Below are 13,268 nucleotides of genomic sequence, written 5' to 3'. Positions count from 1 at the left end.
TGCCACCCTTGTCCATCAGCCATAAAAGGAGCGAAGAACGACATGCTGCGGCGACCGACCGTTGGCCAGAGGAAATCAACGATAACAAGGATAGGGCGGGCCCAATGGAAGCTCTCGCAAGCGCCGCATCTCATACCTCCCACAAATGGGCGCCGCCCGCTGACGCCAGCGATATCGTCAAGAGCATCCACGCGATGCTGCACCCGCGCAACATCGTGCTGGTCGGCGCCACCGACAAGCCCGGCAACTACGCCGAGCGGATCTGGAACAATCTGGTCAAATACGGATATGCCGGCGGCCTGTTTCCGATCAACGCCAAGCGCGAAGCGATTTGGGGCGTCACCTGCTACAAGGATTTCGCCAGCCTTCCCGAGAAGCCCGATCATGTGCTGGTGCTGGTGCCGGCCCGCTTTGCCGTGCAGGTGATCCGCGACGCGGCCGCCGCCGGCGCGCGCTCGGCGACCATCGTCACCTCCGGCTTCAGCGAGCTGCAGGACGAGGAAAGCCAGCGGCTCGCGGTCGAGCTGAAACAGGCGATCAAGGAGACCGGGCTTGCGGTCACCGGCCCGAACTGCCTCGGCAATCTCAGCGCCGGCGAGAACCTGTTCACCAATATCGACGACCGCATCGTCACCATGGAGCAGGGCGCAGTGGCGATCGCCGGACAATCCGGTGCGATCGTGATGGCGATCCGCCAGGCGCTGGAGGATCGCGGTGTCGGTGTCGGCTACATGGTCACGACGGGCAATGAATCCGGCCTCGAGACGCCGGATCTGATGAGCTATTTCGCCGCCGATCCGAGCATCCGCGTCATCGTGGTCTATCTCGAAGGCGTCAGGAACACCAAAGTGTTCCGCGACGCCTGCAAGGCCGCGCGTGCCGCCGGCAAGCCGGTGATCGCGCTCAAGCTCGGCGCCTCCGAAGGCGGCCGCGCCGCCGCGATGGCGCATACCGGCGCGCTCGCCGGCTCGATCGAGACCTTCGATGCGATCTCGACCCGCGAGGGCGTGATCCGCGTGCGCGGGCTGGATGAACTGATCGAGACCACCGAGTGCTTCGTCCATGCCGATCCGCCGAAGGGCAACCGCCTTGCGGCCGTGTCGCTGTCAGGCGGCAAGCGTGGCCTTCTGATCGACGCGTTCTATTCCGCCGGGCTGAATTTTGCGCCGCTGAGTGAGAGCGCATCGGAGCAGCTGGCCAAGATGCTCGGGCCCGGCAGCATCGTCGGCAACCCGCTCGACGCCGGCTTCGCCGCGGTGGTCGATCCCTCCGTCTACATGAAGTCGATCGAGATCATGATCGACGATCCCGACACCGACATCGTGATCATCGATGCCGAGCTGCCGAAGGCGCCGCACGAGCTGCGCGAACGCAATCTGCGCATCGTCAACGAGATGGCGGGCCACGCCAACAAGCCGGTAATCTATATCAGCGCGATGTCGATCGGCTTCACCGAATTCACCAAGGGACTGCGCAAGACGCTGCCCGATATCGCAGTGATGCAGGGCCTCGACCGCGCGGTCGGCGCGATCAAGTCGCTGATCGAATATGCCGGTCTGCGAAAGGCGGTGCCCGACATCGCGTCGAGCTCGAAGCCGTCCGCGCGCGCGGTGCTGGAGAAGACGCTGAAGGCGGCCAATGGCGCTGCCGCGCTCGACGAGGTTGCCTCGAAGAAGCTGCTCAAGGCCTATGGCATTCCGATCTCAAAGGAAGAGGTCGCGCAGACCGCAGCCGAGGCGGTGAAGATCGCCAAGACAATCGGCTTTCCGGTGGTCGCCAAGGTGGTCAGCCCCGACATCCTGCACAAGTCCGATATCGGCGGCGTGGTGCTGAACCTCGCCAATGCAGCCGAGGTGAAGAAGGCGTTCAACGACATCACCGCGCGGGTGAAGAAGCTGAAGGGTAACCCGAAGCTCGAAGGCATCCTGATCGCGCAGCAGGTCAAGGCCGACCTCGAGCTCGTGGTCGGCGCCTCGCTCGACGCCGAGATGGGTCCCGTGGTTCTGTTCGGCACCGGCGGCGTCGATATCGAGCTGATGAAGGACGTGGCGCTTGCCGGCGCACCGCTCGACGCCGCCGAGGCGAAGGAGCTGATCGCGAAGACCAAGGCCGGCGTCAAGCTCAAGGGCTATCGCGGCAAGCCGGCGCTGCACGAGCCGTCGGCGGTGAAGGCGCTGGTCGGGCTCTCCAACCTGATGGCGGATGCCAATGGCCGCATCGCCTCGATCGACGTCAATCCGTTCCTGATCAACAGCAAGCTCGGCGTCGCCGTCGACGGCCTGATCGTGCTGAACAACGCCGCCGCGAACAAGGCGGCGGGGCACTAAGGTTCGGCGCGCTCTCTACGCTCCGTCATCCCCGCGCAAAGGCTTCGCCTTTGTCGCTGGAGGTGCGAGCCTTGCGGCGCACTTGCGCCGCTGGGCGAGCTTCGAAGGATGAATCGGCCACAGTGGGGCCGTGCATCCTTCGAGGCGCGCAAGAGCGCGCACCTCAGGATGACGGGACTGGAGCCGCGCTAAAAGCTCGCACCCCATTGCCGCGCGGTCTGCATCACCCAATCGCGGTAGAGCGTCAGCGGCGTCACGCCGGTGATGCCGCCGCAGCCGGCGGTGCCGTTTGGGCCAGTGGACCAGCTCACCACGCCGACGATTGCGGGCCCGCCTGGCTTGTCCTCGAACACCGGCGCGCCGGAATCGCCGGTGCAGGCACCGAGCCCGTCGCGCACGCCCTGCCCGACCGGATCGACCAGACGAATCTGCAGCGTGCCGGGCTTGCCGCTCGCGATCAGGCCAGCGACACGAATGCTGCCGCCGCTCTTGCCGTCGCCGCGCGCCGTGACGCCGACGCCCGCGACGGTGAAACGGCCGCCACCCTGGATCGGAATGTTGGGCATGCCGAGCAAGGCCGGCGCCTTGCCTGCGGCAGGCGCCGCGAGCTGCAGCAGCGCGACATCGGCGGTCGCGACATGATTGGTCATCGCCTGCATCCGAAAGGCTGGATGGATCGCGACTGCCTTGACGTCCTGCAGCTTCGGCTGCCGGTCCGATCCGTACTCGACGATCTTGTAGTCGGCGCCGGGATGCACGCAATGCGCCGCGGTCAGCACCACTTTCGGCGCGATCAGCGCACCGGTGCAGAAATTGCCGCGCGAGCCGACGATGGTGACCACGGCGCGCGCCACGCCGTCGGTCGACGGCGCGCCGCCGCCGACGATGGCGAACGCGGGCGCTGCCATCAACAGGGTCAGAAAGGCTGTCGCTCGCATCAGGCTCGTCATGGAATCCTATCGATCTACATCAGAATTAAGCGCATCCGAAACGCGGCATTGCGTCGCTCGCACTTCGCGCTCGGAGAACACGCAATATTGTACAGAGCATCCGGCCCTGCACGCGTCAATTGTCTAAATATCTAGGCGTCGATGACTACGGCGTTGAAGTCGCCGCCGGATTCCTGCACGCGTCATCACATGCACGTGCTCCGCATCCGCCGTCTTGTCGCGATATGCAACACTTCGGATCACGTCGCGCGATCCGGACGACGCTCGAATGTGAACTGAGCCTCTTGATCATGCGCGCATCGCGGACGTAGTTTCCACCCGACAATGAAATAATACAACCTCTGGCAGCATACCGCATTTACCTTCATGACTTTCTGGATGCCGGTGCCGTTGACTTTCATACGGCTTTCCATTCGCCATTTCGTTAAGTTCGAGGATATTGATGAGGATCGCGGTCGTCACGCCGATCAGGCTGTTCAGCGAGGGGCTCATCTCGAGCTTCCAGAACCACGCCGAATTTGCGATCGAGACGGCGGTGCCCGATCTCGCCGGCCTGCGCCAGACACTCGATTCAAGCAGTGTGAATGTCATTCTGATCGATGTCACGCAGGGCATCGATCTCGACGAAGTACGCGTGATTGCGAGCGCGCATGCGGAAGTCGACCTGGTAGCGCTCGGCCTCAACGAAGACCGGCGCGACGTGGTTCGCTGCGGCCGTGCCGGATTCAGCGGCTACATTTCCCGGAACGCCAGCTTCGATGAGCTCTGCCGCGCGCTGTCGGACGTCGCCTCGGGGCGGCTCGCCTGCAGCGCCGAGATTTCCGGCGGCCTGCTGCGCGCGCTGTTTTGCATGGAGCGTCAGACCGATACGATCGATGCGGATCAGGGGCTGACGCGTCGCGAGGGCGAGGTTCTCACGCTGATTGGACAGGGCCTGTCCAACAAAGAGATCGCGCGCGATCTCAATCTCAGTCTTGCGACTGTCAAGCATCACGTCCACCACGTGCTCCAGAAGCTCGGCCTGCCCCGCCGGGCGCAGGCGATGCGGCGCGTGCGCGAAGCGCCGTGGATCGCATCATCGGCGCCAGCGCCCGATCGGCGCCGCGAACTCGGCTGATCCCGCCATCCTGAATTCCGTGTCCGACCGACCGCGGCGTCGCGCATCAGCGCGATGATGCAGCGCGTCACGGCGCATGCGCGTGCGTCGCGCCATGAGATCGATCCCGGCTAAATCCTTTGATCGATCATTCGGCCCAAGCGATCGATCTCATGGATCGATCGGCCCCCATCCCCGGCTCGATCCTTTCTGATCCACCACGGCGAATAGGCCTTTCGCGAAGCACCTGCCACAACATCGCCAACGCAACGACATCCCGCTCTTTTCGCTCGCTGCGTAATTGCAGATTGCCGTGGAAGACGGATCGGCTGCGAGGATTTGCGGCAGGTCGGTCGGGATTGATTTCATGAATCCAGTTGCCGACATCGCTGGTCTGGCTGCCTTGTGGCAGCGAGCGTCGGGCGGCGCCCCCGCGGTGAAGATCGCGATCATCGACGGCCCCGTCGATCTCAATCATCCCTCGCTCAGGCAGGCCCGTGTCGCGATGGGCGGCCAGTTCGTCGCGCCGTCCTCGCCGATGATCCAGTCCGAGCACGGCACGCATGTCACGAGCGTGCTGATGGGCACGCCCGGCAGCCCGGTGCTCGGCGTTGCGCCGAATTGCAGCGCGACCGTGTTCTCGATCTATCGCGAGAATGCAGGCGGACAGATCGAACCCTCTTCGCAAAGCACGTTGGCGCTCGCGATCAACCAGGCGCTCGCCGCGGGCGCCGACGTCATCAATATCAGCAGCGGCCAGCAATCCGCGACGGGACAGGCCGATCGCATCCTCATCGACGCGGCCCGCGCCTGCGAACGCGCCGGCAAGCTGATCGTGGCCGCCGCGGGCAATGACGGCTGCCGCTGCGTCCAGGTGCCGGGCAGCCTCGCTTCGGTGCTGGCGGTGGGCGCATGCGATCTCGCCGGCACCCCGCTGCACTTCAGCAATTTCGGCGACGCGTATCTCGAGAACGGTATCCTCGCGCCGGGCGAGAACATCGCCGGCGCCTCGCCGGTCCGCAACATCAGCCTGCGTTCCGGAACGAGCTTCGCCGCGCCGATCGTCACCGGCGTCGTCGCCCTGCTGCTCTCATGCCTGCGCCAGAATGGACGCAAGGCCGATCCGCAAGCCGTCCGTGCTGCGCTGCTCGAAAGCGCGGTGCCTTGCCGCAATGACGGCAGCGCCTCGCGCTGTCTCGCCGGACGTCTCGATATTCCCGCGGCTGTCGCCGCCCTGCTTGGCGAGCAGGCGGACGCCGTCATGCCGTCGGGTGCCACGGCCGCGCCTCCCCGCTTCTGGGGAGTGTCCGCGCGCTCTTTCGTCCAACCGTCATCCGCCGCTCAGCCAACTGCAACCAGAGAGGGTTCCATGGGAGATCTATCAGCAATGTCTGCACCATCGGCTCCACGCATTTTCGGGCCGGACGGCTCGGTCCTGCGAAGCAGTCCCGGGATCATGCCAAGCGAGGCCCAGCCTGCCGCGTCGGCGACGCCTGTGGCCATGGCGGCCCCCGCTGATCACGGTGTCGTCGCAGCGCAGATCGCAGCGCCCGCGCCTTATCCCTATCACGCCCCCCATCCGGGCGGCGATATGGTCTGGATGCCGGCACCGATGCCGCAGATGGCAATGCCACAGATGATGATGCCGCAGATGGCGATGCAGTCGGCCGCCATGATGCCGCAAGCCTGGCTGCAGCCGCCGCAGCTGCCGGCACTGATGCCGAGCAACGCGCTTCCGGTCGCAATGCCCCAAGCGCTGCCGATGTACGAGGCGCCCGCGGTTCGAACCAGCGAGAAGAGCTGCGGCTGCGGCGGGGGCATGCGTCCGCAGGGCGCTGCGGCCGAGTCCTCCGGTCAGCTCGCCTTCCCGATCGGCAGGCTGTTCTACGATTTCGGCAAGGAAGCCCGCCTCGACTACTTCGTGCAGGCGATCGCCAACTGGCGCGACAGCCTGATCGGACGCGGCGATCCGGAGTTCGGACCGGAGCGCGACCACTCCGGCGATACTTCGGCGCCGTACAATCCGGCGATCATGGCGCGCTATCTGTTGAACCAGGCCGAAGGCGAGAGCGCGACACCGGCCGGCTCCGGCAACAACTTCCCGGACGCCGACGCCATCACCTGGACGATGACGATCGACTCAATCCCGATCTACGCGATCAAGCCGCTCGACGTGTTCGGTCTCGGCTTCTTCGCGGCACTGATCCTGGCGCTGTGGCACCAGGAAGTCTCGCACGACGATCCCGCAACGACCCGCACCGTGGTGACAGCGAGATCGGCCGCCGCCGCCGACGCCGACGCGCGACCGACGACGCCGGCATTCCCGCCGCGTGGCGGCGTTGCGCGGGTCTCGATGGCCGGCTGGGTCGACAGCACCAACACGACCAAGCTGCTCAACGGAACGGTCGTGCCGACGCTGGTGACCGATTGGCGCGGTTTCTATCAGTGGGATCTCTACACGCTGTTCGGGCCCGACCCCGACACCTGGCCGGCCGGCGCTGAGGGCTTCCTCGAGCGCATCTACAACGAGTTCCGCAATGTCGGTCTCTCGCCGCAGGATCGTGCGCTCAACTATTCCGCGATGAATGCCTACAACACGCGGAAGATCTTCAGCGACGTCGCCAAGAAGGGCTTGCGGCTCGACACCGTCGAAGTCGACCAGAGCGTGATCTGCCGCCCGGAATCGATTTGCCACGACGTGACCTACCGCTTCTTCAATCCGACGCAGGTCCTGACCCAGGCGCGCGAAGTCTATCAGTACACGATCGACGTGAGCGACGTGGTGCCGGTGGCGGTCGGGCCGCTGCGGCAGTGGCAGGTCTATTGACGCGATTGCTCCTCTGCGTTCGGAGGAGATCAGAACGTGGCGCGAAATCGGCGTCACGTGGTCCGGGGGATCGACGCGATGAGCGATCCCCTGGGCGACGTCCAGCGACGGCTGCCCCGGTCGGTGCTCACCTCCCGTAGTTGCCGTCAATTCAAACCGAAAGAAGGAGCTGAACATGTACGCAAGGAACGACTTTGAGACCTTCGGAAGCGTGCGTAGCCCGATCCAGTGTGAGGGCATCGAGCGCGGTCCGAAGCGGATTGCTGAAGTGGCGACCAACGGGTCGGTCAACCCGCAGGGTTGGCAGGACATCCTCGGTACGGCCGTGCAGGCGCTGCCGGGCGTCCTCGGTGCTTTCGGCATCTGATCGCCAAACTCGGGGCCCGGCGCTGTCGGGCCCCCCCCCCTCGAGGAGGCCGACATGATACAGAAATCCACCGCTAGGAGCCCGGAGCAACAGCAGCAGAAAGGTCGCCGGATCGAGCCCTCCGGGAAGATCGTCGTGTCATCAGTTGTGAGCCACGCCTCGCTGCTCGCCGCGATCAGCGATCGCAACCCGATCATCGCCAAACGCACCACATCCGACGAGGACAAATCCTGACGTCGTCGTCATCACCGAACCTTAAGGAGCCGATGCCATGGCAAGACCACCCCGCAAATCCGGATCCGACAGCGCCGCCTCCCCGCCGCCGGCGGAAGCACCATCCGCAGCGTCAAGAATGGACCAGGCGCGGCGTCCGCTGGAGGCCGCTGTTGTCGCCCGTCCGAAGATCGCCACCACGCCCGCTCCGCCGACAACGTCGGCCTACATGGCGCCGCCGCAGGGCCCGGGCGCCCCGCAGCAGATGCGCCATGATGGCTCGCCGCACTCGGAGACGCGGCTCAACACCGCGATGAAGATCCTGCTCGATCCCACTGCGCGCGCGCTGCCGAGCAAGGTCTACTCCGGACAGGCGCGAAACTGGACCCGCCGACCGTGATCGACGTTTCGCGTTGAGCCGCATCGATCTGCTGCCTAGACATGCAACGGCCCGCCCGGTCCGGCGGCGCGGCCGTTGCCGCTCGCCGGAGAGAGAGAGATGAACGAGAACAGCAATCCCCGCCCCTATACTCCTGGCCCCAATCTGCGCCGCGCGGCCTTCACATTCACAGGCCTCGGGATACTGCTGTTCCTCGCGGCCGGCACCATGCGATGGGCCGGCGCTTGGGTGTTGCTGCTCGAGATCACGATCGGCGGGCTGATCACCGAGGCCTGGCTCGCGAAGCATGATCCGGGATTGCTGGCGGAGCGGCGTACCTCGCGCGGCCAGGCGGGATGGGATCGCATCATCACGACGATCATGCCGTTGCTCTGGCTGACGTGGTTGCCGCTGATGGCGCTCGACGCGGTCCGCTACCAGACTTCGTTCGTCCCCGGCTGGCTGCAATGTGCCGGCGCTGTCATGATCGCGGCATCGTTCTACATCGTGTACCGGACCTACCGGGAAAACAGCTATGCCGCGCCGGTCGTGAAGATCCAGCGCGAGCGCGGTCATGCTGCTGTGACCACGGGGCCCTACGCCTATGTGCGGCATCCGATCTATGCCAGCGGGTTGCTGACCTATGTCGGCGCGCCGCTGCTGCTCGGATCCTGGTACGGCCTTGCCATCGTACCCGTCATGGCGGCGTTGCTCGGCTTGCGGGCGCTGATGGAGGAACGGATGCTCACCGCCGAGCTCGACGGCTATGCCGAGTATCTCGCCCGCGTACGCTACCGCCTGGTGCCGATGGTCTGGTGAGCCGTTCCGCGTGGCGGATTTTCACCGCAAACTGGCGGCTTGCCTAGTCGGCGGCAATTCCCATAAAGAGAACGGGCACGCGTTTCCCTATCTTCCTGCCAGACGGCCGGAAAACGCGAGGCGAAGCCGCCGCTTCGCAACGGGCAGGATCTTAACGGGCAGGATTTTGATGATCGAGGCAGTGATCTGGGATTTCGGCGGCGTCTTGACCACCTCGCCGTTCGAGGCATTCGCGCGCTATGAGACCGAGCGCGGCCTGCCGATCGACATCATCCGCCGCACCAACGCCGCCAACCATCTCGAGAACGCCTGGGCCAAGTTCGAGCGCGCCGAGATCGATATCGACGCCTTCGACGAACTGTTCGCCACGGAATCGAAAGCACTCGGCGCCGAGGTGCGCGGCAAGGACGTGCTGCCGCTGCTGTCCGGCGACCTGCGCCCGGAGATGGTCGAGGCACTGAAGCGCGTCAAGGCGAAGTTCAAGACCGGATGCATCACCAACAATCTGCCGGCGAATGCGATCGGCAGCCGCAGCGGGCGCACGCTCTACGTCGCCGAGGTGATGGCGCTGTTCGACCACATCATCGAGTCCGCGAAGATCGGCCTGCGCAAGCCCGACCCGCGCATTTACCAGATGATGGTGGAGACGCTTCAGGTGAACCCGAAGAACTGCATCTATCTCGACGATCTCGGCGTCAACCTGAAGCCGGCGCGCGAGATGGGCATGACCACGATCAAGGTCGTGAATTCAGCGCAAGCGATCGCCGAGCTGGAAGCCGCGACCGGCCTCACGCTGAGGTGAAGCGGTTTCCCCCTATTCACTTCGCATTCAGGCGACAGCTTCTAATCCTCAGCCTCCCCTCGGGTCACAGCACGATCGCGAAATCGCACCGATCCGTTCCTTGTCCGGGCTACGCTTCTGCGTATTGCGCTCGGCGGAAATATCCCGGGAACCATGCGCTAACCCCATGCCATTACGAGCCAAACGAGCCTTGTGCTTTGCCCGCAACAGGCGCAAAACAGGTCCGAGTTCAAGGCAAATTCGGAGCTGATCCTCGTGGCTGACACCAGGCCCACCGCCTCGATCGAGGCCGTGGAAAGCGGCCTCGCCGCGCAAGGCTATATTGCGAGCCGGCAGATCGCGACCGCGGTCTATCTGTCGCAGCAGATCGAGAAGCCGATCCTGGTCGAAGGCCCTGCCGGCGTCGGCAAGACCGAGCTGGCGAAGGCGATCGCCGCCTGGCGCGGCCTGAAGATGATCCGCCTGCAATGCTATGAAGGCCTCGACGAGGCCAAGGCGCTGTATGAGTGGAAATACGCCAAGCAGCTGCTCTACACCCAGATCCTGAAGGACAAGCTCGGCGAGGTGCTTGGCGGCGCGCAGACGCTGGCTGCCGCGCTCGACCAGCTGCACACGTTCGGCGACGTGTTCTTCTCCAAGGAGTTCGTCGAGCCGCGGCCGCTGTTGCAGGCGCTGGAGCAGCCGGCCGGCTGCGTGCTGCTGATCGACGAGATCGACAAGTCGGACGCCGAATTCGAATCGCTGCTCCTGGAAATCCTCTCGGACTTCCAGGTCACGATCCCCGAGCTCGGCACGGTTTCGGCGGTGGCGCCGCCGACTGTGATCCTGACCTCGAACAGCGAGCGCGACCTCGGCGACGCCTTGAAGCGGCGCTGCCTGCATCTGCATATCGGCTTCCCCGAACAGAAGCTGGAAGAGCGCATCGTCGAGAGCCGGGTGCCAGGCATCTCGCAGACGCTGCGCAAGCAGATGGTCGGCTTCATCCACGAGATCCGCACGCTCGACCTGAAGAAGTTGCCCTCGGTCAGCGAGGCGATCGACTGGGCGCGCGTGCTGGTGCTGCTGCAGGCGAGCGAACTCGACCACGAGATCGTCAAGGATACGCTCAACGTGCTGCTGAAATACGAGGCCGATATCGAGGCTGCGACGCCGCAGATTTCGAGCTTCATCGCCAAGGCGTCGCGGCACGGCGTGTTCAGCTAGACCAAGATGCGCGAGAACCTGCATCGCTTCTTTCGTGCGGCGCGGGGAGCCGGGGTCCGGGTCTCGCCCGCCGAAAGCATCGATGCGATGCGCGCGGTTGCTCAGGTCGGCTTTGCCGACCGCGACATCCTACGCGACACGTTCCTGCTGACGCTTGCCAAGACGCAAGACGAGAAGCGCGCGCTCGGCGAGTGCTTTGACCTGTTCTTCAGCCAGCCCGAGCCGCAGCAGGAGAGCACCGAGCAGAGCAAGACAGACGACAACAGCGAGCAGGGCAGCAATCCGTCCGCCGATGAGCATGGCGACACGGCCGGCGGTGCCGCCAACGAGAATACGCCCAACGAGAATATCGGGCCGCTGGCGCAGATGCTGCTGTCGCAGGACCGCTCCGCGATATCGACCGCGATCGCCAATGCCTCCGGCGCCGCCTCGCTGCCCGACATTCGCTACTTCACCCAGCGCGGTATCTTCCAGACCCGCATCCTGGATGCGATGGGCATCCAGCGCCTGCGCGACGATATCGACGACCTGACCACGCGCAATCCGGGGCTCGCCGAGCGGCTGCAGGAGGCGCTCAACGGCCTGCGCGGCACCGTGCGCGACACCGTCTCGCAAGCCCTGCTGCTCTACGGCCGTGAAGAAGCGGAGAACCTGCGCAACGAGATCCTGCGCAATGCGCCGCTGGCGCGGATCGAGCCGCGTCAGGTCGAGCAGATGCGCGCGCTGATCCGCCGGATCGCGCGCCGGCTGCGCGAGCGTTACTCCAAGCCGCGCAAGCGCCAGCGCCGCGGCCATCTCGACGTTCGCCGCACGCTGCGACGGAACGCGGCCTGGGGCGGCGTGCCGTTCCTTACTGCATGGAAGCGCAAGCATCGTGACCGGCCGAAGATCGTGGCGCTGTGCGACGTCTCGGGCTCGGTCGCTCGCGTCTCGGACTTCTTCCTGCTGCTGATCCACAGCCTGCATGAGGTCGTCGACGACGTCCGCTCATTCGCCTTCTCGGGCCATTTGATCGAGGTCAGCGACATCCTGGAATCGAAGACGCCGGAAGAGGCGATGAAGGAGATCATGTCCAAGGTCGGCTTCGGCTCGTCCGATTACGGCAACTCCTTCGCCGATTTCGAGGACAATTGGATGAGCGCGATCACGCCGCAGACGACGGTGATCGTGCTCGGCGACGCCCGCAGCAACAATCTCGATCCGCGCGCCGACATCCTGCGCCGCATCGGCGAGCGCTCCAAGCGGCTGGTGTGGCTCAACCCCGAGGGCCGCATGGTTTGGGGCTTTGGCGATTCCGAGATGCCGCGCTACGCGACGTTCTGCACCGTCGTCCGCCAATGCGCGACCGCGCAGCAACTCGAGCGCGCCGTCTCCGACATCGTGGCGACTTATCAATAGGCCGCCAGCGGCCTAAAGCATGTCCGGGAAGATCATGCTTGTCGCGCTTCAGAGACGAAGCGCGTCGCCGTGGAACAGCCACCCGGCGAATGCAATCAGCGTCAGCGCGACCGACGCCGAGATACTGACGAGCTTGATCGTCGTGATCGCCTTCAGGATCGAGGCCGATCGCGCCGCCCCATGCGGATCGCCGCGCAGCAACAGCCAGCCCAGCAGGAAATCCTCGATCAGATCGCTCAGCAGATACACCGCCGGGACCACCAGGCCGAGCCACGCCGCCGGCGGGTAGGACAGGTTGAGCCAGTACGATGACGCCGTCCCCATCGCGCCGGCCAGCGCCAGCATGACGGCGAGATCGAGCGGGAACAGGATCGGGAAGACATACTTCATCCGGAGATCGGACTGCACCAGTTCGCCGAGCTGGGCGCCGCTGCAGCTCAGCGTTTTCTCGGGAAAGCGGCTGCGGAATCTGTTGGCAAAGACGCGATCGGAATAGCTGCCGACCCACCAGAACAGTCCGAACGCAATCACCACCAGACCCGCGAGAATGACCGTCACGAGAGCTTGATGGCCCATGCCGATCCGTTTCTGTCCATGGTGAGAACGCTGCGCAAAGCCGCAGGCAAGACGATCGCGCGCACCGGTGAAATCCCCGAACGGGAGAAAATATCGACGCAATACTGTAATGATCAGGAAGCAGATTCCCACCTTTTCCAAAGCGTTGCAATTGAATTCTGCGGATCGTCCTCAAGCGCCAGTATGCAGCTGATGCCAATGCCGGCCAGAGGATTCGGGTTGCGCGGCGGCCGCGTTCACGCCGGGTACACAGAACCGTATTCTATTGGAGATTGAATCCAGCCCGCATTCTGCCGTACATTGAGGCCGCG

General features: G+C 64.8%; 12 protein-coding genes. 10 read left to right on the top strand and 2 right to left on the bottom strand.

Features of this window, described 5'->3' with window-relative positions; genetic code table 11:
- Positions 1–104 precede the first annotated feature (104 nt).
- Positions 105–2,327: an acetate--CoA ligase family protein gene (locus tag G6P99_RS03635; protein ID WP_029080472.1), complete on the top strand. Its 2,223-nt coding sequence runs from the start codon at positions 105–107 to the stop codon at positions 2,325–2,327.
- A gap of 188 nt (positions 2,328–2,515) precedes the next feature.
- Here the strand turns inward: G6P99_RS03635 and G6P99_RS03630 are convergent, their stop codons facing one another.
- On the bottom strand, positions 2,516–3,265 hold the full coding sequence (locus G6P99_RS03630; RefSeq protein WP_334261918.1) for a S1 family peptidase: 750 nt from the start codon (positions 3,263–3,265) through the stop codon (positions 2,516–2,518).
- 454 nt (positions 3,266–3,719) lie between these two features.
- Between G6P99_RS03630 and G6P99_RS03625 the strand changes: the two genes are divergently transcribed.
- The 8 genes from G6P99_RS03625 (at position 3,720) to G6P99_RS03590 (ending at position 12,381) form a co-directional block, all read left to right on the top strand.
- Entirely contained in the window at positions 3,720–4,394 is a 675-nt protein-coding gene (locus G6P99_RS03625) for a LuxR C-terminal-related transcriptional regulator (protein WP_165127288.1), read from the top strand.
- A gap of 346 nt (positions 4,395–4,740) precedes the next feature.
- Positions 4,741–7,200 (top strand): S8 family serine peptidase, encoded by a 2,460-nt coding sequence (locus G6P99_RS03620; protein ID WP_165127286.1) that lies wholly within the window; start codon positions 4,741–4,743, stop codon positions 7,198–7,200.
- Between the two features lie 175 nt (positions 7,201–7,375).
- Entirely contained in the window at positions 7,376–7,567 is a 192-nt protein-coding gene (locus G6P99_RS03615; protein WP_029080476.1) for a hypothetical protein, read from the top strand.
- 271 nt (positions 7,568–7,838) lie between these two features.
- Positions 7,839–8,180: a hypothetical protein gene (locus G6P99_RS03610; protein WP_156928538.1), complete on the top strand. Its 342-nt coding sequence runs from the start codon at positions 7,839–7,841 to the stop codon at positions 8,178–8,180.
- A gap of 99 nt (positions 8,181–8,279) precedes the next feature.
- Positions 8,280–8,978 carry a methyltransferase family protein gene (locus tag G6P99_RS03605; protein WP_165127284.1) on the top strand — a complete coding sequence of 233 codons (699 nt, stop codon included), beginning with the start codon at positions 8,280–8,282 and terminating at the stop codon, positions 8,976–8,978.
- A gap of 169 nt (positions 8,979–9,147) precedes the next feature.
- Entirely contained in the window at positions 9,148–9,780 is a 633-nt protein-coding gene (locus G6P99_RS03600) for an HAD-IA family hydrolase (RefSeq protein WP_198031151.1), read from the top strand.
- A 255-nt stretch (positions 9,781–10,035) separates the two neighbouring features.
- Complete coding sequence (locus tag G6P99_RS03595; protein WP_165127282.1) at positions 10,036–10,983, top strand: AAA family ATPase; 948 nt, start codon at positions 10,036–10,038, stop codon at positions 10,981–10,983.
- A 6-nt stretch (positions 10,984–10,989) separates the two neighbouring features.
- On the top strand, positions 10,990–12,381 hold the full coding sequence (locus G6P99_RS03590) for a vWA domain-containing protein (RefSeq protein WP_029080482.1): 1,392 nt from the start codon (positions 10,990–10,992) through the stop codon (positions 12,379–12,381).
- Positions 12,382–12,429: 48 nt separating this feature from the next.
- Here the strand turns inward: G6P99_RS03590 and G6P99_RS03585 are convergent, their stop codons facing one another.
- On the bottom strand, positions 12,430–12,957 hold the full coding sequence (locus G6P99_RS03585) for a hypothetical protein (protein ID WP_246709450.1): 528 nt from the start codon (positions 12,955–12,957) through the stop codon (positions 12,430–12,432).
- Between G6P99_RS03585 and G6P99_RS03580 the strand changes: the two genes are divergently transcribed.
- Positions 12,949–13,233 (top strand): hypothetical protein, encoded by a 285-nt coding sequence (locus G6P99_RS03580; RefSeq protein WP_156928539.1) that lies wholly within the window; start codon positions 12,949–12,951, stop codon positions 13,231–13,233. The two genes, G6P99_RS03585 and G6P99_RS03580, sit on opposite strands and share 9 nt — an antisense overlap.
- Positions 13,234–13,268: the final 35 nt, after the last annotated feature.

It is taken from the genome of Bradyrhizobium sp. 6(2017), assembly GCF_011058295.2.
Taxonomy (GTDB): domain Bacteria; phylum Pseudomonadota; class Alphaproteobacteria; order Rhizobiales; family Xanthobacteraceae; genus Bradyrhizobium; species Bradyrhizobium septentrionale.
This window is presented reverse-complemented; position numbering and strand designations above follow the sequence as displayed.